At 41.8% G+C, this 21,179-nt stretch carries 21 protein-coding genes; 1 reads left to right on the top strand and 20 read right to left on the bottom strand.

All coding sequences use genetic code 11. The features are described from left to right. Nucleotides 1-216: 216 nt before the first annotated feature. The 11 genes from NYE23_RS01710 to rpsU all read right to left on the bottom strand — a co-directional run bounded on the left by NYE23_RS01710 (nucleotide 217) and on the right by rpsU (nucleotide 9,704). Nucleotides 217-609 (bottom strand): diacylglycerol kinase family protein, encoded by a 393-nt coding sequence (locus NYE23_RS01710; RefSeq protein ID WP_341075024.1) that lies wholly within the window; start codon nucleotides 607-609, stop codon nucleotides 217-219. Further along, on the bottom strand, nucleotides 587-1,057 hold the full coding sequence (gene ybeY / locus NYE23_RS01705) for an rRNA maturation RNase YbeY (protein ID WP_341075023.1): 471 nt from the start codon (nucleotides 1,055-1,057) through the stop codon (nucleotides 587-589). Before ybeY ends, NYE23_RS01710 begins: the two co-directional genes overlap by 23 nt. Next, nucleotides 1,054-3,246, bottom strand: coding sequence for an HD family phosphohydrolase (locus tag NYE23_RS01700; protein ID WP_341075022.1), 2,193 nt, complete (start codon nucleotides 3,244-3,246; stop codon nucleotides 1,054-1,056). The genes ybeY and NYE23_RS01700 overlap by 4 nt, the downstream gene beginning before the upstream one ends. Nucleotides 3,247-3,470: 224 nt before the next feature. Beyond that, nucleotides 3,471-4,436, bottom strand: coding sequence for a PhoH family protein (locus tag NYE23_RS01695; RefSeq protein WP_341075021.1), 966 nt, complete (start codon nucleotides 4,434-4,436; stop codon nucleotides 3,471-3,473). Then, a complete protein-coding gene (yqfD, locus tag NYE23_RS01690) occupies nucleotides 4,433-5,626 on the bottom strand; it encodes a sporulation protein YqfD (protein WP_341075019.1) in 1,194 nt (397 codons plus the stop codon). Before yqfD ends, NYE23_RS01695 begins: the two co-directional genes overlap by 4 nt. An 18-nt stretch (nucleotides 5,627-5,644) precedes the next feature. Next, a complete protein-coding gene (gene yqfC / locus NYE23_RS01685) occupies nucleotides 5,645-5,935 on the bottom strand; it encodes a sporulation protein YqfC (protein ID WP_035331147.1) in 291 nt (96 codons plus the stop codon). A gap of 62 nt (nucleotides 5,936-5,997) precedes the next feature. Then, entirely contained in the window at nucleotides 5,998-6,477 is a 480-nt protein-coding gene (locus tag NYE23_RS01680; RefSeq protein ID WP_341075018.1) for a hypothetical protein, read from the bottom strand. Between the two features lie 34 nt (nucleotides 6,478-6,511). After that, the gene (floA, locus tag NYE23_RS01675; RefSeq protein WP_341075017.1) at nucleotides 6,512-7,510 is read right to left on the bottom strand and encodes a flotillin-like protein FloA; all 999 of its coding nucleotides are present in this window, start codon (nucleotides 7,508-7,510) and stop codon (nucleotides 6,512-6,514) included. A gap of 20 nt (nucleotides 7,511-7,530) precedes the next feature. Next, complete coding sequence (locus NYE23_RS01670) at nucleotides 7,531-8,862, bottom strand: NfeD family protein (protein WP_445662577.1); 1,332 nt, start codon at nucleotides 8,860-8,862, stop codon at nucleotides 7,531-7,533. A gap of 209 nt (nucleotides 8,863-9,071) precedes the next feature. Next, nucleotides 9,072-9,515 (bottom strand): GatB/YqeY domain-containing protein, encoded by a 444-nt coding sequence (locus NYE23_RS01665; protein WP_035331153.1) that lies wholly within the window; start codon nucleotides 9,513-9,515, stop codon nucleotides 9,072-9,074. Nucleotides 9,516-9,530: 15 nt separating this feature from the next. Further along, nucleotides 9,531-9,704 carry a 30S ribosomal protein S21 gene (gene rpsU, locus NYE23_RS01660; protein WP_009333009.1) on the bottom strand — a complete coding sequence of 58 codons (174 nt, stop codon included), beginning with the start codon at nucleotides 9,702-9,704 and terminating at the stop codon, nucleotides 9,531-9,533. 239 nt (nucleotides 9,705-9,943) lie between these two features. Between rpsU and NYE23_RS01655 the strand changes: the two genes are divergently transcribed. Further along, nucleotides 9,944-10,864, top strand: a complete 921-nt coding sequence (locus tag NYE23_RS01655) for a Na/Pi symporter (RefSeq protein ID WP_341075015.1) — start codon at nucleotides 9,944-9,946, stop codon at nucleotides 10,862-10,864. A 119-nt stretch (nucleotides 10,865-10,983) separates the two neighbouring features. Here NYE23_RS01655 and deoC read toward each other — a convergent pair whose 3' ends face one another. From deoC to hemW, 9 genes are all read right to left on the bottom strand, one after another. Next, nucleotides 10,984-11,655 carry a deoxyribose-phosphate aldolase gene (deoC, locus tag NYE23_RS01650; protein WP_341075013.1) on the bottom strand — a complete coding sequence of 224 codons (672 nt, stop codon included), beginning with the start codon at nucleotides 11,653-11,655 and terminating at the stop codon, nucleotides 10,984-10,986. Nucleotides 11,656-11,822: 167 nt separating this feature from the next. Then, a complete protein-coding gene (mtaB, locus tag NYE23_RS01645) occupies nucleotides 11,823-13,175 on the bottom strand; it encodes a tRNA (N(6)-L-threonylcarbamoyladenosine(37)-C(2))-methylthiotransferase MtaB (protein ID WP_341075012.1) in 1,353 nt (450 codons plus the stop codon). 6 nt (nucleotides 13,176-13,181) lie between these two features. Beyond that, on the bottom strand, nucleotides 13,182-13,931 hold the full coding sequence (locus NYE23_RS01640; RefSeq protein ID WP_341075011.1) for a 16S rRNA (uracil(1498)-N(3))-methyltransferase: 750 nt from the start codon (nucleotides 13,929-13,931) through the stop codon (nucleotides 13,182-13,184). Nucleotides 13,932-14,060: 129 nt separating this feature from the next. Further along, complete coding sequence (gene prmA, locus NYE23_RS01635; RefSeq protein WP_341075010.1) at nucleotides 14,061-14,999, bottom strand: 50S ribosomal protein L11 methyltransferase; 939 nt, start codon at nucleotides 14,997-14,999, stop codon at nucleotides 14,061-14,063. A gap of 20 nt (nucleotides 15,000-15,019) precedes the next feature. Further along, on the bottom strand, nucleotides 15,020-16,138 hold the full coding sequence (gene dnaJ / locus NYE23_RS01630; protein ID WP_163143518.1) for a molecular chaperone DnaJ: 1,119 nt from the start codon (nucleotides 16,136-16,138) through the stop codon (nucleotides 15,020-15,022). A 98-nt stretch (nucleotides 16,139-16,236) separates the two neighbouring features. After that, nucleotides 16,237-18,066: a molecular chaperone DnaK gene (gene dnaK / locus NYE23_RS01625; protein ID WP_341075007.1), complete on the bottom strand. Its 1,830-nt coding sequence runs from the start codon at nucleotides 18,064-18,066 to the stop codon at nucleotides 16,237-16,239. 25 nt (nucleotides 18,067-18,091) lie between these two features. After that, nucleotides 18,092-18,703: a nucleotide exchange factor GrpE gene (gene grpE / locus NYE23_RS01620; RefSeq protein ID WP_341075005.1), complete on the bottom strand. Its 612-nt coding sequence runs from the start codon at nucleotides 18,701-18,703 to the stop codon at nucleotides 18,092-18,094. Nucleotides 18,704-18,799: 96 nt separating this feature from the next. Then, the gene (gene hrcA, locus NYE23_RS01615) at nucleotides 18,800-19,831 is read right to left on the bottom strand and encodes a heat-inducible transcriptional repressor HrcA (protein ID WP_341075003.1); all 1,032 of its coding nucleotides are present in this window, start codon (nucleotides 19,829-19,831) and stop codon (nucleotides 18,800-18,802) included. Between the two features lie 121 nt (nucleotides 19,832-19,952). Further along, nucleotides 19,953-21,086 carry a radical SAM family heme chaperone HemW gene (hemW, locus tag NYE23_RS01610; RefSeq protein ID WP_341075002.1) on the bottom strand — a complete coding sequence of 378 codons (1,134 nt, stop codon included), beginning with the start codon at nucleotides 21,084-21,086 and terminating at the stop codon, nucleotides 19,953-19,955. Nucleotides 21,087-21,179: the final 93 nt, after the last annotated feature.

Genomic DNA, 21,179 nt, shown 5'->3' with positions numbered 1-21,179 from the left:
ATGTAGGCTGATTGAATTTTATCTGGCCATTGTTTTCTAAATGGCACCCCTTAGAATCTCCACAGCCTGCAGAATTTAAGGCTGTTCTGTCATTTTAGCTGATTCAGTGAACGTTTTCAAACTCAGGCCTGATAATTCTCAGCAGATTAAGGTCAGCCTTTATCATTAATATAGAAAAAGCAAAAAAGCAAAGCTGCCCATTCGGACAGCTTCACATTACTGCAAAAATATCAGAATTTTAGGCAGGAATATTACTCCGCCTATTATTACACTTACAATGGCATACACCAGCACCGCTCCAGCGGCTATATCCTTCGCCTGCTTTGCAAGGGGATGATAATCTTCGGTTGCCAGATCCACAGCCCTTTCAATGGCTGTATTCAGCAATTCAAGTGAGAGCATGCCCCCGATGGCCAGCAGAATGACCATCCATTCAAGCCGGGAAATGCCAAAGTATATCCCAAAGAACATGACAGCCAGGGATACTGCCAAATGTATCTGCAGATTCCTTTCATTCAATAACGAAGTTCTAATTCCGGAAAAAGCAAACACAAAGGATTTAAGGACATTGTGTTTTCGGACTTTTTTATCTCGTGAGCCCGAATTCATCAAGTATATCCTTCTGGCGGGAAAACATTTTTTTCTCATCATCCGGATTTTCATGATCATAGCCAAGAAGATGAAGGAAGCCATGGACCGCCAAAAAGCCAAGCTCCCTTATAAAAGAATGTCCATATTCCTCCGCCTGCTCCTTCGCCTTAGCAGTGGAGATAATGATATCCCCAAGTACCCGCGGCATATCAGCACCAATCAATTCAATTTCACCTTCACCCAGCTCTTCCATCGCGAAAGAAATAACATCTGTGGGCCGATCTTTATCCCGGTACTCCCTGTTGATTTCGCGGATGCGCTCATTGGTCACAAACGTAATGGATACTTCGCTTTCAGGCTCTACAGTTTCTTTTGAAGCCGCAAAGTTAATTAACTCTTCAATTTTGGCTATATCATTTTCCTGAAGCTCATTCGTTTCGTCTAAAAAATCAATGCTTAAATTCATGCCTGTTTCACCTTCTGTTTTGTCATTTCAGGATACTCAATACGTGAATGGAAAATTCCGTTTAACGTTTCACAGAACGAGTGTGAAACGGTTTCCAGTTCTTTTAAGGTTAAATCACATTCATTCAGCTGTCCATCCTGAAGCCTGTCTGCGATTATCTTTTTGACCAAATCCTCTATTTGCTCTGTTGTAGGATGTGCCATTGAACGGACTGCAGCTTCTACGCTATCCGCAATGCCGATGACTGCCGACTCTTTTGATTGCGGTTTAGGTCCCGGATAGCGATAATCCTCTTCTTTTACCTCAAGGCCATTCTGTTTTGCTTTATAGTAAAAATATTTCAGCAATGTTGTTCCATGATGCTGTTCGGCAATATCCACTATCTCCTTAGGCATCTTATGTTTTCGGAGCATTTCAGCCCCATCTGCGGCATGGGCGATAATAATGTTCTTACTGGTCTGAGGAGGAAGCCGATCATGCGGATTTTCAATATTCACCTGATTCTCAATAAAAAATTGCGGCCGTTTCGTTTTGCCGATATCGTGATAATAGCAGCCCACCCTCGCCAAAAGACCATTTGCTCCAATAGCTTCACAAGCTGACTCGGAAAGATTTGCAACCATTACACTATGATGGTAGGTTCCGGGAGATTCGATCAGTATCTTTCTCAGCAGCGGATGATTAGGATTGGAAAGCTCAATCAGCCTCATAGTAGACAAAATTCCAAAGCCCGCCTCAAAATATGGCAGCAGGCCAATCGCCAGGACAGCAGACGATATACCTGAAATCAGAGCTATGACAAAGTAAAATCCATATTCTATCGTTTCATAGTGGCCATTTCTTAAAAAAAGCATTGAAAAGATAACAAGTATGTTAACTGCAGATACAAATAAACCAGCCTGCAATATTTTAGAGCGGCGATTCTGCTTACTCAAAAACAATATGGCCGCCAAGCCGCTGCAAAGGATATAAATGGCTGATGTCAGCTGGAATGTTCCTGTAACACCTTCATTAAAAATGATGCTTCCGCTGATAGCCATAATAATTGTGTAGTACATTGCAAGCTTTTCATCGATCAATATTTTGATCAGCATAGCTCCCATGGCTGCAGGGTAAATATACCCTATCTCTGAGTAATCAGCATATTGGAACAGGCTTATGACCTTCATAAGCAATATCGATAAGATAAAAACAAGGCTGAACAGCAATAAATAGCTTTGCTTTAATTCCCGCTGCACATTCAATTCGTGGAAATAATAGTATAGGGCTGATAAAACGATGACAATGATCAGAGATAAGCCTATAAAAGGCTGAATCGAATTAACACTGTCAAGAAGTCCTGCAAGTTCAAGCTGTCTGTATATGTCCCTGCTGATCAGCTGATTTTCTTCAACAATGATCTGTCCCTGAAGGATTTTTACAGGCTCCACACTCTCGATAGTTTGCTGCCGCAATTCTTCCGTAGCAGCAGGATCATAAAATTGATTTTGATATATTGCATAGCGACCCAGCTCTATTGCGGCTTTTTTTAAATCTGAATTTAAGCTGGTGAACTTCAGTTCTTCTTCAACACGCTTCTTCGCGTTCTCCACCTGTTCAGCCGGAATTTCATTATTCATTATTTTATTGATAGCAGTGACAGTAAGGTCTTTCGCAATGCTCAGTTCCCCCTCCTTTGCCTGCAGCAAAGCAAGGAAGACGCCATCAGATACTTCACGTGTTACGTCATCAGTGAGTTTTTCTTTAACCATGGATAATTTATCTTCAGGACCAGGAGCGGAAGGGTCTGGTGCCTCTACATCTTTGCCGGACTCAGTTGCAGCAGCTTTCTTTTTCTCATCCATCACTTCTTTTACTTCTTCATTCACTTCCGATACGGATCCAAAAATGGAAGTAACCAGGTCAACTCTGTTTTGTGCAATCTCTTTTTTTACAACGTAAATATCCTTTACATTATTTTCTGCTTCTTTTCTCTTTCTTTCTGTGCTTGCTTTATCCTCTATTGTTATGGGTGACCTTATTGTCTGTTCAGCCACAGAGAACAGACTTAAATCCAGCTTTTCAGGCTTCACATTGCTATACATGGAAAAATACATAGCAACTCCCAATAGAACAAATAAGAGAACACGAAAAAAGGTCATATTAAGTAAATTTCTGATTGTCGTCATGCTCTGCTGAAGATTTGGCACATTTACCCCTCCTGTCCTGGGTAAAAAACTTCTATTACACTTTAAATAGTTTAATTATAATTATGTAAAATCATAACAGTTTTTCTAAGGGTTTTCATCAATGAAAAATGGCCTATCTAATAACAGGTTACCTAAACATTTCATTAATAGCAAATAATTCCATAGTAATTAACTTCAGATTTTAGCAGGCAAAGAAAAAACCGCCAAAAAGGCGGCTTATAGGTTCATTGACTATCTTCTTTTTGGTATGCCTGAATAATCCTCGCCACAAGCGGATGCCGCACAACATCACTTTGTTCCAAATGAACGAATGATAGTCCGCTTACACCCTTTAGTATGTCTTCTGCTGCGATCAGGCCTGATTTTACACCCTTTGGAAGGTCAACCTGTGTTCTGTCTCCGGTAATAATCATTTTTGAACCAAAGCCCAGCCTGGTCAGAAACATCTTCATTTGCGCCTGAGTTGTATTTTGCGCTTCATCCAGAATGACAAAGGCATCATCTAAGGTTCTTCCGCGCATATAAGCCAGCGGTGCAATTTCAATCGTGCCTCTTTCAATCATTCTTTGTGTATGCTCTGCACCTAATATATCATGCAAAGCATCATACAAAGGCCGTAAGTAAGGATCGACTTTTTCCTTCAGATCCCCCGGCAGAAAGCCAAGGCTTTCCCCTGCTTCGACTGCAGGGCGGGTAAGAATAATTCTTTTCACATTCCCATTTTTCAAAGCATTGACAGCCATTACAACTGCCAAATACGTTTTTCCTGTTCCTGCTGGCCCTATGCCAAAAACCAGGTCATTCTGGCGGATTGCATGAATGTATTGACGCTGTCCTAATGTCTTAACACGAATAGACTTTCCTTTTGCATTTTTTGTGATTTCTTCTTCGTATAAATCACTGAAATACTCAAGTGTTCCCTTGTTTGCCATTTGAAGAGCATACATAACATCTCTCTGGCTTATATTTATTCCTTTCCGGATTACATAAAGCAGTTTATCCAGAACCTTTCCAGCCAGTTCCACCTTGTCCATTTCGCCAGACACATAAACGGATTCTCCCCTGGTTACAATGGAAACATTCAGTTCTTGCTCAATAATTTTTAGGTTTGCATCTGAATTGCCTAATAATGCAATGGCTTCATTAGGATCTTCAAGCTGCAGGTTCATTGTTTTCAAGTCTTCTGTCATTCCGAATCTCCTTGAATAATTGGTTGTCCTTCTGCAATATTCTCAATAATTTGGAAATGTATTGCTATAGTTACTTTACCATTGTCAATTGATTGGTGCAAAACTTTTTCTCCCTTAACTTTAGCATTTTCATCTAAGCTGCTTTTTATTTTTTTTCTGGCCAAATCTTTCGCAGCTTCAAAAGCCTCTTTATTGGAATATATTCTGGTGACTTGCTCTCTTTCACGGAATGTCTTATTTACGTATGAAACAGGCAGTTCCCATTTCAGGAACTTTACTACTTTCTCATTTTCCTCTAATTCATACTCTTCAAACTCCGGTTTCCCAAATCCCCATATGGGAATCTCGAGATTTCCGATTCTGATGCTATGCTTAACTTTTTCATTGCCGCTAAAGACTTTGAATGTGCTCTTAAGCGGAAGAATGACTTCAGATTTGTACCAGGTCTCCCCGAAAACCTCCCCTTTTGAAGGAACAGTCTCCGTTTGGCCCTCTTTCCCGATGATCCCGGAGACTAAAAGCTGTCCTGGCTGAACATGATCATGAATATCGACGACTGGACGTCCTTCTTCAACAAACATTTCTACAATGACAGCTTTCTTTTTAGCTACCAGATGACGCGGACTTAAATACTCGGGCTTCTCAGGTTCATTTTTCTCAACTACCTGTAAATGGTAGGTTGTCCCTTTTAACTCCACGCCAACCCAGGTTATCGCATCAATATTGTTGGATATCGTCCGCTGAATTGACTCCACGTTATCTACAAAAAACTGCAGCTTTCCTTTTTTAACCCCCATCTTGTCCAATTCTTTGATGATCTGATATTCCGTTGCTGGATTTGCTCCCTTAATCTCTATGCCCCAAACCATATTGGATAAAAGGAGAATGACAGCAAAAAACGCGAGGGCACCAGCTGCAAATCCGCTGTTTTTCAGCAGCCTTTTCATAAGGAACGGTGCTCCTGCCCGCTGCAGGAACTCGATTCTGCAATCGCTGTTCCTGGCGTGGCTCCTTATTTTTTTGGCATCTTCCAATTTCATTTTGAAGGTGACTGAATGCGTTCCATGGTTCTTTACATTCCAGATATTGATTCCGCTCCGGGTAAGCGCATTAATAAATCTTTCTATTCCTTTCCCGCTTGCTTTAACTGTTACAAGGCCCCTGTAAAATTCAATCCACTGGTTCTTCATTTCCTTCCCCCTGAATTCTTAATCAGTGTCTGTAATATAAGTTACTGAATCAATTTTTCCCTCGAGCAGTATTTCTTCCGGCAGTATCGTTTTTATGACGAAGGCTTTCCCTCTTATTAAAAGCTGTCCCTGCTTCAAAAGCAGTCTTAATTCCTTATCTGAGAAAGCCAGTAATCCCCTGTGGTTTTCTATATAGATATGGATTTGCCCGATCATTGTAATGCGGGGCAGATCCATCATGACATCTTGAGGAAGCTCCATATTTTTAGTCATCCAGCCGCGGACGAATTGTCCCCACTTTTTTGCCATAAAAAAAGAACCCCCTTTCATCTCATATTTATGAAATGAACGAAGGTTCTAGCACTTATTTTTTACCGCTTTCTGTTGAGGGACCTGTGAGGATCTTTTGATCTTGGAGGTCCAAGAATCTCAGACCAGATAATTCCATCAACAAGCGACTGTTTCCGCGGCTCAAACTTTCCAGCTCCTGAGGCTTCCACCGGGTATCCTGTTTTTGTATTGGAAGCTGTTCTCGATATTGCGCTTGCTTTTCTTTCAGCAGCTCTCTGCTGACTCTGAAGAGCCTTCATGCTTTGTTCTGCCTGCTGTTTACGCTGTCTGTATTCTTGTTCTATTCTTCTGGATTTCTCTGTCAGCTTCCTTTTTTCCTCTTCCAGCACTTCGGCCAATTCAGGCTCTGCAGAAGTTCTTTCCGCCTGTGTCCGATTCTCTTGCTGTACTGAACGGGGAGCCTGTTTAACAGGCTTCTCCTCTTTCTTTTTTTTGAAAAAGGAGGAAATGAAAGCAATAACAGCAATGAGAATAAAAGGATTCTCAAATAAAAATTCCAAGAGAGTTTCCTCCCTTCTCCCAATAAGGGATCATTTAGTCATTTTTACGGCCACTTTTGCCGTCGTCACTCATATTGCCGATTGAATCCCTCATTTCGGTATCAGCCGAGATGTTTTGGATATTCATATAGTCCATTACCCCGATATTACCGGAACGGAGCGCTTCTGACATGGCAAGCGGCACCTGTGCCTCCGCTTCCACAACCTTCGCTCTCATTTCTTCAACACGGGCTTTCATTTCCTGCTCCTGAGCTACGGCCATAGCACGTCTTTCTTCCGCTTTAGCCTGGGCAATCTTCTTGTCTGCCTCAGCCTGTTCAGTCTGAAGTTCCGCACCAATATTTTTGCCGATATCCACATCTGCAATATCAATCGAGAGGATTTCAAAAGCAGTTCCTGCATCCAGACCTTTTGAAAGAACAGTCTGAGAAATCATATCCGGATTTTCAAGTACTTTCTTGTGATCTGTCTGCGAACCAATTGTAGAGACAATCCCCTCACCGACACGCGCCACGATTGTTTCCTCACCCGCACCTCCGACCAGACGGTCAATATTGGCCCGGACTGTAATTCGCGCTTTTGCCTTTACTTCAATACCATCCATCGCCACACCGGCAATAAAAGGAGTTTCAATTACTTTTGGATTAACACTCATCTGAACTGCTTCCAAAACGTCACGACCTGCCAGGTCAATGGCTGCACTGCGTTCAAAGCTTAAATCAATATTCGCACGATGTGCTGCTATTAACGCATTGACAACTCTATCAACATTTCCTCCTGCCAGGTAATGGCTCTCCAGCTGGTTTGTTGTTACTTCAAGTCCTGCTTTGTGCGCTTTGATTAACGGGTTAATAACACGGCTTGGTATAACCCGGCGAAGCCTCATTCCAATTAATGTAAAGATACTGACTCTGACACCCGCTGCCAATGCTGATATCCACAGCATAACCGGTACAAAGGTGAATAATATCCCCAGCAATATGACACCGAGTACGACGGCAACCAATATTGCTACTGTTCCTGCTTCTAACATAATTTTACCTCCTGATGATTTTATTTATCTAAATCTAGATTAGATATTTCTCTGACAACAATACGCGATCCTTCTGCTTTAACAACTTTTACTCTTGCCCCTTTAAGGATAAAGGCTCCCTCACTGACAACGTCAATTCTCTCATCCCCTATAACTATAGTGCCTGAAGGCCTTAGTGCAGTAAGTGCATAACCCTCATGCCCAATCAGTTCAAGCCTGCTCTTATTTGAAATATATCCATTTTCAGTATTTGTGCTATCGGTTAATATAATTTTTTTGAAGAATTTCATCTTTTTACCAAACACCTTTATCATTAATATAGATGCCAATATTGAAACTCCTATAGCAATTAAAATAGACATTCCCATATGGGCCACATTATCAGAAGCCAGGAACAGGCTCCCGAGTATTGCTGCTATCCCGGCTATTCCTAGAATTCCTCCAGGAAGGAAAAACTCGGCTATTATTAAGCCAATGCCTATTACAAACAGAATTAATGTCTCATAACCTGCCAGACCGGCCACCATATGGCCATAAAAAAACAGGAGCAGGGACGATAATCCCATTAATCCAGGGATGCCGAAACCCGGTGAATACAGTTCCAGAACTAACCCGAGGCTTCCAATAGATAATAGAATGGGGATGACGACTGGATGGGTAATAAAGCGGGCTGCCTTTTCTGCAAAGCTTTCATCAATTGTCTGTATATTAGCTTCTTCAAATCCAAGCACTTTCAGTAATTCCGCCCTGGAATTTACTGTGCCTTCCGAATAGCCTACCTGCTCAGCCTGTTCAGCTGTGAGGGTAAGCAGCTTTCCTTTCGGAGCCCCCAATTCCGGAAGGTCAACCGATTCATCTGCCATAGCAAGGGCATAAACAGGATCTCTGTCCGTTTGTGAGGCTGCACTCTGCATTGCCGCAAACCAGTACGATTCTGCTTTCTTGCCAGCTGTATTTCCCTGCTGGTCAATAATTGCGGCTGAACCCATTGTTGAACCCGGCACCATGTATATTTCATCCGTATTCAAAGCTATATAGGCACCTGCAGATAAGGCCTGCTTATTGACAAAAGATATAGTTTTTACATTTGTTGAGGTTAACAGCTTTCCAATTTGTCCGGCTGCATCCACTGCCCCTCCGGGTGTATTTATTTCAAATATTATGGCTGATGCATTTTCTTCTTCAGCTGTTTGCACCGCTCTGCTTAAAAATGCATGTAGCCCTTTTTCCACAGTTTCTTCGATAGGAACAATCAGCACTTTTTCATTATCGGCTTTTCCTTGAAAAGGGCTTCCCAGCAGCAGCAGAGCAAAAAACAATGCAAAGGCGGTTATTGCTCTTCTGGCAATCAAAACTTCCCCCCCCTTTAACCGTAAGATACCTTCTATATATGTATTTACGATTGAATCATTAAAAAGTTTCATTTTTATTTTTTTAGATAATTGCTATTTTCTTTAGTATAACCTAGAAACAAATGTAATCCATTCCATCGGCCCATTGCTGGGCAGAAAAAGTAAAAAAGACCGTCAGCCATTGGCTTTCGGTCTTTTAATGCAAAGTTTTATGAAAGGTGTTGTTGTACAAGTTTATTTATAAGTGAACCATCTGCTTTGCCTTTTACCTTTGGCATGATAGCAGCCATCACTTTTCCCATATCAGCTTTTGAAGAAGCACCTGTTTCTGCGATTGTTTCTGCAACAATTTTGGAAACTTCATCTTCAGAAAGCTGTTTTGGCATATATAATTCGACATACTGAAGTTCAGTACGAATTTTTTCAACAAGATCTTCACGACCTGCTTTTTCAAATTCATGGAGGGAATCCTTGCGTTGTTTAACTTCGCGAGAAAGGACAGTAAGCTCCTGTTCTTCGTTAAGATCTTCACCAAGCTTGATTGCTTCGTTTTGAAGCGAAGCTTTGATCATACGAATAACAGTAAGCTTTTCTTTTTCTTTATTCCTCATCGCTTGTTTCATATCTTCATTTAAACGCTCGAGAAGACTCATTACATACACCCTCTCTTACCACTTACGCTTTCTAGCAGCCTCAGACTTTTTCTTACGTTTAATACTAGGTTTTTCGTAGAATTCGCGCTTTCTTGCTTCCTGCAAAGTACCAGTTTTTGATACTGAACGTTTGAAGCGACGAAGAGCATCTTCAAGCGATTCGTTTTTACGAACGACGGTTTTAGACATTCTCTTTCCCTCCCTCCGAGCACAACACACTTACATCAACAACATGGTTTATTCCATGTACCTTGCAATTATAATATAACAGCTTATCAAGGTCAACAGTAATTAGCCTGCTGCGGGATTGATTTTTATTAGTTTGTGATTATTTAGTACCCCATTCCTGACAAGCTAAACAATTTTTTGTACATAAGCATGTCCCGGCAGGGTGTTCCATAGTATTAAATGTAGGGGGTGAATGCTGCTTGGTCCAGCTGTTATTATTTTTTCTGCTAATCGGGTTATTTATTTATGGTATGACACTCTTACGGTCGGGTCTTTTTAATTTATCTGCCGGTTCATTAAAGAATTGGCTGGCAGTGATGACAAATTCACCTTGGAAAGGCACTGTGATGGGCACAATTTTGACGGCTGTCCTGCAAAGCAGTTCAGCGGTAATGATTATAACAATTGGAATGGTTTCTGCACGTATGCTGACTTTTCCCCAAACGATTGGCATCATATTAGGAACCAACATAGGTACAACATTTACGACAGAATTAATCACTTTTAATATAGAATCGTATATTATCCCGCTTGCAGCTGCCGGAAGCATCCTGGCTGTACTGAAGAAGAAGAGCTTGCGGAGCTCGGGTCTCGCCTTGCTTGGATTATCAGCGGTTTTTGCAGCAATGCGCGGGTTTGAATATCTCGCTGGTTCTGTTAAAGATAATGATATGGTCAACCACTGGCTGCTTACTTTGGATGGGAATTATTTATTCGCTGTGGCTGCCGGAATTGTCCTTACGGCTATCATCCAATCAAGCACAGCAACAACTGGCATTATTATGGGGTTTTTAACTGCTGGCGCAATGGATTTGGATACCGGCATTGCCATAATGCTTGGATCTAATATAGGTACATGCGCAGACGCATATTTAGCATCCATCGGTTCAGGAAAAGAAGCAAAACTGACTGCCTTTGCCCATATTTGGCTGAACTGTTTGGGTGTGGCGGCCTTTTATCCTTTTATTCATTCCCTTGCTGTCGTAGGAGAGAGTGCAGCCAGTTCCCCGGATGTGCAGCTTGCACATATCAGTGTTCTATTTAATGTACTATCTTCACTGCTTGTTCTTCCTTTTGCAAATCAATTTGGAAAATTTATCATAAAGCTGCACGGCCGATAAAAAAACAAAAAATGCCGGGAAATCCCGGCATTTTCTTACAACAAGTATAATATATTTTGAATTTCGATAACTGTCTAGCTCGAGGTCATAAGCCGATAAACGGTCGCCTTCCGGTTTTCTTAGTAATCCGAATCGCTTGTTAAACCGTTGACAATAGCAGCGCCAGAGCTTGCTCCAATTCTCGTTGCACCTGCTTCAATCATTTTCTGTGCATCTTCGGCACTTCTTACTCCACCCGAAGCTTTTACGCCAAGATCAGGTCCGACAGTTTTTCTCATTAGGGCAATATCTTCAGTTGTTGCTCCGCCAGTTGAGAATCCTGTAGATGTTTTAACAAAGTCAGCACCAGCTTTTACAGATAGCTCACATGCTCTAACTTTTTCTTCTTCAGTCAGAAGGCAAGTTTCGATAATAACCTTGGTTAATGCTTTTCCTTTTGCAGCATCTACAACCGCACGTATGTCCCGTTCAACCAGCTCATTGTCTCCGCCTTTTAAAGCACCAATGTTAATTACCATATCTACTTCTGTTGCACCGTTATCAATGGCATTCTTTGTTTCAAATGCTTTTGTTTCAAGTGTGGAAGCTCCAAGCGGGAATCCGATTACTGTGCAGACCTTCACTTCAGTTCCGCTAAGCAGGTCGCTTGAAAGTTTAACCCATGTCGGATTAACACAAACAGACGCGAAATTATATTCTTTAGCTTCAGCACAGATTTTTTCTATTTGGTCTTTTGTCGCATCGGCTTTAAGTAATGTATGATCGATCATTTTCGCTACGTTATTTGTCATTTTAACTACTCCTTTTAAAAACAGTTGTACGTACCTCTTTCATAATATCATTTAGACAATAAAATATCGAGCACTATTTATATTTTTTGTAATCGTTTTCGAAAGTAGTTTTCCCATTATTTATTAATAAATTTATAAAAAAAAAGAACTACCCTGAGGTAATTCCTTTAAACTGCCGCTTCTTCTGTTTCATTCAATTCATCAAGAACTCTTACAAATTGACCTTCATTGTATGGATAGCCGGCTTTTGTAATTTTTACTTTTACTATCTGGCCGACCATTTCTTCTGCTGCCGGGAAGACGATTTTTAAATAATTGTCAGTGTATCCGACAAATAAATTGCTGTCACTGCTTTCCTTAAAGCTTTCCTCCGGGATCACTTCCAGAACTTCACCTTCGTACTGAGATGCATATTCTTTTGCAAGCTGATCTGACAGAGCAATCAGGCGATGAACACGCTCGTTTTTGACTTCTTCATCGATCTGGTCGTCCATTCTCGCCGCAGGTGTTCCTGTCCGCTTTGAATATGGGAATACATGAAGCTCTGAGAATTTATGCTCTTTAATAAAGTTGTAGGTTTCCATAAATTCTTCTTCTGTTTCCCCAGGGAAGCCAACGATAACATCAGATGTAACAGCCAAACCCGGAAGAGCTTCCTTCAAGCGCTCGAGACGCTCAGCAAAGAATTCCATGGTATACTTGCGGCGCATTCTTTTAAGAACTGTATTTGAGCCTGACTGCAGAGGAATGTGCAAGTGCCTTACCACGACCTTGGACTTATCCATAACTTCAATGACTTCATCGGTAATTTGGCTGGCTTCAATAGAAGAGATTCTTAAACGTTTGAGACCTTTTACCTGAGCTTCAAGATCCGTAAGAAGCATAGCCAGGTTATAATCCTTCATGTCTTCGCCATAGCCGCCTGTATGGATTCCAGTCAAAACGATTTCTTTATATCCGGCATCAACAAGCTGCTGAGCCTGGCGGATTACTTCTTTCGGATCCCTGGATCTCATTAAGCCGCGCGCCCAGGGAATAATACAGAATGTGCAAAAGTTATTGCAGCCTTCCTGAATCTTAAGGGAAGCACGTGTCCGATCTGTAAATGCCGGCACATCAAGCTCTTCGTAGACACGGTTCTTCATGATGTTTCCGACGCCATTGATCGGCTGCCGTTCTTGTTTATATTGCTCGATATATTCAAGCATTTTCACCCGATCCTGAGTCCCTACAACGATATCAACTCCAGGGATTGCCATAATTTCGGCAGGTGAGGTTTGTGCATAACAGCCCGTTACACAGATAACCGCATCAGGGTTTTTTCTAATTGCCCTTCTGATTACCTGGCGGCTTTTCTTATCACCGGTATTTGTAACTGTACATGTATTAATTACATAAACATCTGAAACGGATTCGAAGTCTGTCCGTTCATAGCCAGCTTCTTTGAACAGCTGCCAAATGGCTTCTGTTTCGTAATGATTGACTTTGCAGCCAAGTGTATGAAATGCAACTGCAGGCATCTAAATTCACCCCATTAATTCAAAATGATAGGAAACAGCTGACAGCAAATAGAGAGGCGCTGTCTCTGTCCTTAAAATACGCGGCCCCAAACCGCAGGCTAGAAAGCCTGATTCGAGCAGCAATGAAACTTCATTATCTGCAAGACCGCCTTCAGGTCCGAATACAACTAAAAGTGAGTCTCCTTTGTTCATGGAAGAAAGTGTTTTATAGAGCACAGAGACCTCTCCCTGCTTCGCTTCTTCCTCAAAGGCAATCAATTTATATGAATAATCAGCCGATATTTTCAGCAATGACTTTAAATCAAGCGGTGCAAACACTTCAGGCACTATGCTCCTGTGTGACTGCTCAGCAGCTTCTTTAGCAATCTTTTGCCATCTCTCTGCTTTTTTCACAGATTTCTTCGCATCCCATTTTACTACTGAACGAGCTGAAGTAAAAGGGATAAAACGGTTCGCTCCCAGCTCAGTGCCCTTTTGAATGATCCACTCCAGCTTATCCCCTTTAGGCAGTCCGCTCACGATAGTAATATCGGCAGGCAGCTCAGAAGACCCTTCAATCCATTGTACAACTTCTGCAGCCACATATTCATCGGTAATTTCTGCAATTGAACAAAGTGCACTATTTTGGGATGGATCTACACAGATAATTTTGTCGCCTTCTTTCATGCGCATTACCTTCACTATATGATGACGGTCTTCCCCAGTAATATGAAAGTACTTATCATTAACTGCATTTTGTATGAAATACCGCTGCACAATCGGCACCCTCTTTCTAACCTGTCCAAGATTCATTCAACTGTAAAAAGGAGGGTAAGTTCATTACCCCCTTTTTACGGTATGCCAGCTCCTGCACCTTCCATCCTCGAGGTGCAGGAGCTTTTCTGATCACTTTCTCCTTGCCACAATGGCAACCCAATCTTCCATTTGTATGGTCTCAACTATTTCAAACCCTGCAGCGGAAATAGCATCTCTTACTTCCTGTTTCTTCTGCTGGATAATGCCTGAAGCGATGAAGTATCCCCCTTCCCTTACGACTGACGCAACATCATCTGTAAAGCGGAGAATTACTTCTGCAAGAATGTTGGCAACGACCACATCTGCTCCCTGGCTGACACCATCGAGCAGATTTCCTTGTGATACATCTACTATATCCTGCACTTTATTCAGCTTAATATTTAATTTAGCTGAATTTACTGCCACTTCATCAAGATCAAGGGCTTCTACCTTCCCGGCACCCAGCATAGCTGCAGCAATGCTTAAGACACCCGATCCTGTTCCTACATCTACAACTTTATCACCCTGTTTTACTGTTCTTTCAAGTGCTTGGATGCACATTACCGTCGTAGGGTGTGTTCCCGTCCCAAATGCCATGCCCGGGTCAAGCTCTATGATAAGCTCATCACTGCTGACAGGTGTGTAATCCTCCCAGGTTGGGACAATGGTAAAGCGTTCTGAAATTTTTACAGGGTTATAATATTTTTTCCAGGCAGTAGCCCATTCTTCTTCGTTTACCTCACTAATGCTGACTTTATTTTCGCCAATATCGATGTTAAATAGAATGAGGTTATTGATTGCTTCTTTTATTTCATCAACAGTTTCCCCAAGGAAACTGTTTACTGGCAAATATGCTTTTACAATTACGCCTTCTTCAGGATAGTCCTGCGGATTGAGCTGGTAGATTTCACCGAATTGATCCTTTCTTTCTTTTACAAGTTCTAAAGGATCCTCTATTACAACTCCGCTTGCTCCGGCTTCATGCAAAATATTCGAAATCGGTTCAACAGCTTCATTTGCAGTATGAATACTGATTTCTGACCATTTCACTACTACCAACTCCCATTCCTTTATTCACCTTTAAAGGCTCGTTTTACTTTAGAAAAAAAGCTTTCTTCCTGTTCTCCCTGCGGAACTGTTCCGCTGACTTCAGCAAACTCGCTTAAAAGCTGCTTCTGTTTTTCGGTCAGCTTTGTCGGAGTAATAACGCGGACAATAATATGCTGATCTCCTGTTCCATATCCTCTTACATTTGGCACACCTTTTCCTTTTAGACGAAATTTGGTTCCTGTTTGTGTGCCTGAAGGGACTTTAAGTTTTACTTTTCCATGCAGTGTCGGCACTTCGATTTCATCACCAAGAGCAGCCTGGACAAACGTTATAGGCATTTCACAATAAACATCATCGCCATCACGCTCAAAGAACTCATGTGACCGCACATGGAATACAACATAAAGGTCGCCTGGAGGTCCTCCGTTTACACCTGGCTCCCCCTGGCCCGCCACGCGGAGCTGCTGGCCATCATCAATGCCTGCAGGAATTTTCACGTGTATCTTTCTGCGTTTCTGCACTTTACCGGCTCCACGGCATGTTGTGCACTTTTCTTTGATTTCTTTGCCGGTACCATTACAGTAGTGGCAAACTCTTCTATTGACGATCTTGCCAAATGGCGTATTTTGTTCAACATTCAGCTGACCTGATCCATGACAATGACGGCAGGTTTCCGGCTTAGTTCCCGGTTTAGCGCCTGAACCGCTGCAGGTATCGCACGTCTCTTCACGCGGAATTTCAATATCGGTCTCTTTGCCAAATACTGCTTCCTCAAACGTTAAGGACATGGTGTACTGTAAATCTGCACCCTGTCTTGGTGCGTTAGGATCACGCCGGCGGGAACCCCCTCCGAAGAAAGTGCTGAAAATGTCTTCAAATCCTCCGAAACCTTCAAAACCGGCTCCGCCAAAGCCCTGATTAGGATCCGTATGACCAAATTGATCATAGTGGGCCTTCTTCTGGTCGTCGCTTAGGACTTCATATGCTTCTTTAACTTCCTTGAACTTCTCGTCTGCATCAGGCTCTTTGTTAATATCAGGATGATATTTTTTTGAAAGCTTTCGATAAGCCTTCTTAATTTCATCCTTGGATGCACCCTTGCTGATTCCGAGAACCTCATAGTAATCCCTTTTACTCATGATTACCACTCCCCGATTCATTTCACATAAAGATTATTGTATCAAAAATAAAAGCCAAAGCCAAGAAAGACCTGACTTTGACTTAAAAGATTCAGAGATTATTTATCGTCTTTAACTTCTTCGAACTCAGCATCTACAACATTATCGTCGTCATTTTTGCTTTCAGCACCTTCTGCGCCCTGAGCTCCCTGAGCAGCCTGCGCCTGCTCATAAAGCTTCATTGTTAACGCCTGGACAACTTCCTGTAAAGCATCTTTCTTAGCACGGATTTCATCCAGATCGTTCTTTTCAATTGCAGCTTTTAGTGCATCTTTAGCTTCATTTGCTTTGTTCACATCTGCTTCATCCACTTTGCCTTCAAGATCTTTTAAAGTCTTTTCAGTAGTGAATACCAGCTGGTCCGCTTCATTGCGAAGTTCAACTTCTTCTTTGCGCTTCTTATCAGCTTCAGCATTTTCTTCAGCTTCTCTTACCATTTTTTCAATTTCTTCATCAGATAATCCTGTTGATGATTTGATCGTAATAGCTTGTTCTTTGTTTGTGCCCAGGTCTTTAGCGCGTACGTTTACGATACCATTTTTATCGATATCGAAAGACACTTCGATCTGCGGCACACCGCGCGGAGCTGGAGGAATATCGCCTAGCTGGAAACGGCCAAGTGTTTTGTTATCCGCTGCCATTGGGCGCTCCCCTTGAAGAACATGGATATCAACAGCAGACTGATTATCAGCAGCAGTTGAGAACACCTGGGATTTTGATGTTGGAATAGTTGTATTGCGTTCAATCAGCTTAGTGAATACTCCTCCCATTGTTTCAATTCCAAGAGACAAAGGTGTTACATCCAGAAGGACAACATCCTTAACATCACCAGTGATGACACCGCCCTGAATAGCTGCACCCATTGCTACAACCTCATCAGGGTTAACTCCTCTGTGCGGTTCTTTTCCTGTTTCTTTTTTGATTGCTTCCTGTACAGCTGGAATACGTGTTGAACCGCCGACAAGGATAACTTTATCGATTTCTGAAGGAGTCAAGCCAGCATCCTTTAATGCCTGGCGTGTAGGTCCCATTGTACGTTCAACAAGATCCGCAGAAAGCTCTTCAAATTTTGCTCTTGAAAGTGTTACTTCCAAGTGTAAAGGTCCAGCTTCCCCGGCAGTGATAAACGGAAGTGAAATTTGTGTTGAAGTTACACCGGAAAGATCCTTTTTCGCTTTTTCAGCAGCATCTTTTAAACGCTGAAGAGCCATTTTATCTTTAGAAAGATCAATGCCGTTCTCTTTTTTGAATTGATCAACGAGGTAATCAATAATTACCTGGTCAAAATCATCTCCGCCAAGACGATTATCCCCGGCAGTGGATTTTACTTCAAATACACCATCGCCCAGCTCAAGGATAGATACGTCAAATGTACCGCCGCCAAGGTCATAAACAAGGATAGTCTGGTCTTCATCCATTTTATCCAGTCCATATGCCAAAGCTGCAGCAGTCGGTTCGTTGATGATACGTTCAACTTCCAAGCCGGCAATTCGGCCTGCATCCTTTGTAGCCTGACGCTCAGCATCGTTGAAATATGCTGGAACTGTGATTACTGCTTTAGTAACTTTCTCGCCAAGGTAGTCTTCTGCATAAGATTTCAAATATTGAAGAATAATAGCAGAAACCTCTTGCGGAGAGTATTCCTTTCCTTCAACCTCTGTTTTATGATCTGTACCCATATGGCGTTTAACGGACATGATGGTGTTCGGGTTTGTAATAGACTGGCGCTTTGCCACCTCACCAACCTGACGCTCGCCGTTTTTAAACGCTACGACTGATGGCGTTGTACGGTTGCCTTCCGGATTTGGAATTACTTTCGGTTCGCCGCCTTCAAGTACAGCGACACATGAGTTTGTTGTACCTAAATCGATTCCGATAATTTTGCTCATGTTCTTTACCTCCCCAAATATGTAGTTATTGATTTACTTTAACCATTGATGGACGAATGACTCGATCCTTTAACTTGTAGCCTTTTTGGAACTCTTCGACCACGATATTGGAATCAAAATTCTCATCTTCTACCTGCATCACAGCCTGGTGCATATGAGGGTCGAATTCTTTCCCAACTGCCTCAATCTGTTCTGCGCCTTCTTTTTTTATAGCCTCCACCAAGCTCCGATAAACCATTTCCATTCCTTGAAGAATAGATTTAGCCTGTTCATTTTCAGCTTCCATCTGAAGTGCTCTTTCAAAATTATCAAGCGCAGGCAGCAAATCAGAGATTAAGCCTTGTGCTCTATACTTTTCAGACGCTTCAAGGTCCAGCCTTGCACGGCGCCGGGAATTTTCAAAATCAGCCTGTAGGCGGTAGATGCGATTTTCAGCCTCTTCCAGTTTGCCTTCCAATTCAGCTATTTTTGCATTTGCTGCTGTAAGCTCAGCATCGGTTCCCTCATCAGGACCTGCTTCTGCTTCATCAGCCTCTGCAAATACCTCTTCAATAGGAGCCTCATTTTCAGCTCCTTCAGGTTCGTTGGTTTGTTCATTTGATTCATGGTTCAATGTCTCTTTCTCTTCTGCCAACATGTTCACCTCCCTTAAAGAATGGCTGCAGTATTGATATAAAAATACATAAGGAAAGGAGTGGAAAGGTTTTTCCACCCTTAATCAATATCTCCACCATCATCTGTTTTGATACAGCTTGGATAAAACAGATGATAAGTCTGCACTGATATAGTTCAATAAGCTGATAACTCTTGAATATTCCATTCTGGTAGGGCCCAGAATGGCAATTGTGCCGAGCTGCTCGGTGCCGATTGAGTAGCTTGCTGTTATCAGACTGCAGTTTTCCATTGCTGAATTATTATTTTCCCTGCCGATTTTAATATTGATCCCTGACTTGTTTTTACTGAGTAAATCATAGATGCCTTTTTCCTGCTCGATCATATTCATGAGGTTTTTAACCTTTTCAATATCATGAAACTCCGGCTGGCTGAGCATATTTGTTTTACCGCCAAAGAAAAGCTTATCATAGGCCGGTATCTTTATTGTATCGGCAATTGAATTCAGCATTAAATCATAATTATTGATATGATGCCTTAAAAGCACGGCAACCTCTTTATATATCTTATTGTTCAGACTTTCCAACGGGGCACCGGCAAGACGGTCATTAAGGATATTAACGACCTTTTCCAAATCACCTGCATCAATGTTTTCCGGCAAGTGGAACATTCTGTTTTCCACATGGCCTGTATCTGTGATAATAATTGCTATCGCTGTTTCTTTATTCAAAGGAACAATCTGAATTCTCTTCAGCTTGTTATCCCTTACTGCAGGCCCGAGGACTATGGATGTATAATTAGTCAGCTCAGATAAGATTTTTGCCGATTTTTGAACAATTTTCTCCAGCTCATAAATTCTTTCCGCAAAGATCGATTGTACTTTGTGGATATCATGCTGATTTAATTTTTGCGGGGATAAAAGGTGGTCCACGTAATAGCGGTACCCTTTTTCAGATGGAATCCTCCCCGATGAGGTGTGTGTTTTCTCAATAAACCCAAGTTCCTCTAAATCAGCCATCTCATTTCTGATCGTTGCGGAACTAAAAGAAATTTCTTCTTTTTTCGACAGAGTTCTCGACCCGACAGGCTGTGCAGTTTGAATAAAATCATCAACAATTACTTGAAAAATTAATAATTGACGATCTGTTAACACAGTTATCACCTCTGTTAGCACTCTTTGTCCCCGAGTGCTAATTCTACTAATAAATTATCAAATCATACGTGCAGTGTCAATAATTTGGCTTCCTTTTTTCCAGAAGCAATCCTCAGGCAGATTACCCTATAAAGGACTGAAATACTTCATTTCCAAGAAATCGTCCTTGCTTTGTCAATTTAATATGCTCTTCCCCGGCAATAATTAATTTTTTTTCGGTGTGCTGTTTAATTTGAACTTTAAAGTGCTCCAGCGGGTTTTTGCCAAATTTCTCTTTAAAGCGACTAATTGAGACACCTTCAGTTTTTCTCAGCCCAAGAAACATTTCCTCTTCCATCTGCTCTTCCAGGGGCACCTTATGTTCTTCGAGGATCGGAAGCTGGCCCTTTTCAATAGGCTCCATATATTTTTTCAGGGGTCCGTGGTTTGAACGGCGAAGCCCGTTTACATAGCCATGCGCACCTGCCCCAAAGCCGAAGTACCATTCATTATCCCAATAAGTCATGTTATGCCTGCTCTCATAGCCCGGTTTGGCAAAATTGCTGATTTCATATTGGGCAAATCCATGTTTGTCCATTTGTTCCATCAATAAATCATACATCTCAGCTTCCACATCTTCTCCGGGAGTCGGCAGTTTCCCTCTCCTCATCAGATTATAGAATACTGTCTTGGGCTCAATGATCAGCGAATAGCCCGAATAATGAACAATATCCAATGTGAATGATGTTTCGAGTGTATCTTTAAAGTCCTGAAGTGTCTGGCCGGGAAGACTGTATATCAGATCGATGCTGATGTTATCGAAGCCTACTTGTTTTGCAGCTTCAATTGATTGAAAAACGTCTTTTGCCCGGTGTGACCTTCCAATTCTTTTTAAGAGTTCATCGTTGAAGGTCTGGACACCAAAGCTCAGCCTGTTGACTCCGGCATCATGCAATATTTGAAGCTTTTCCTTAGAGAGATCTCCCGGGTTAGCTTCAAATGTATATTCTGTGAAAGGGTCATAGGGAAGCTGCCGTTTAATAGTGCTGCAAAGCTGTTCAAGCTGTTTCCCGTTTAGCGCAGTGGGCGTGCCGCCTCCGACAAAGATGGAGTCCAGCCGAGATGCAGGTGTATCTTTCAAAGCAAGATTCATCTCTTTATCAAGAGAATCAAGGTATTCTCCAACTGGCTGGTTCTTTAAATACACTTTATTAAAATCACAGTAATGACAGATATGTTCACAAAATGGGATGTGTATATAAGCTGCTTTAATCATTTATTTCACTACTTTCATCATTCAATCAACATTCAAATACAGCAATTTCCTAAATAAAAAGAGGCTAGTGCTGTTATTATTATGACAGCATAT

The organism is Cytobacillus sp. FSL H8-0458, assembly GCF_038002165.1.
GTDB lineage: Bacteria > Bacillota > Bacilli > Bacillales > Cytobacillaceae > Cytobacillus.
This window is presented reverse-complemented; position numbering and strand designations above follow the sequence as displayed.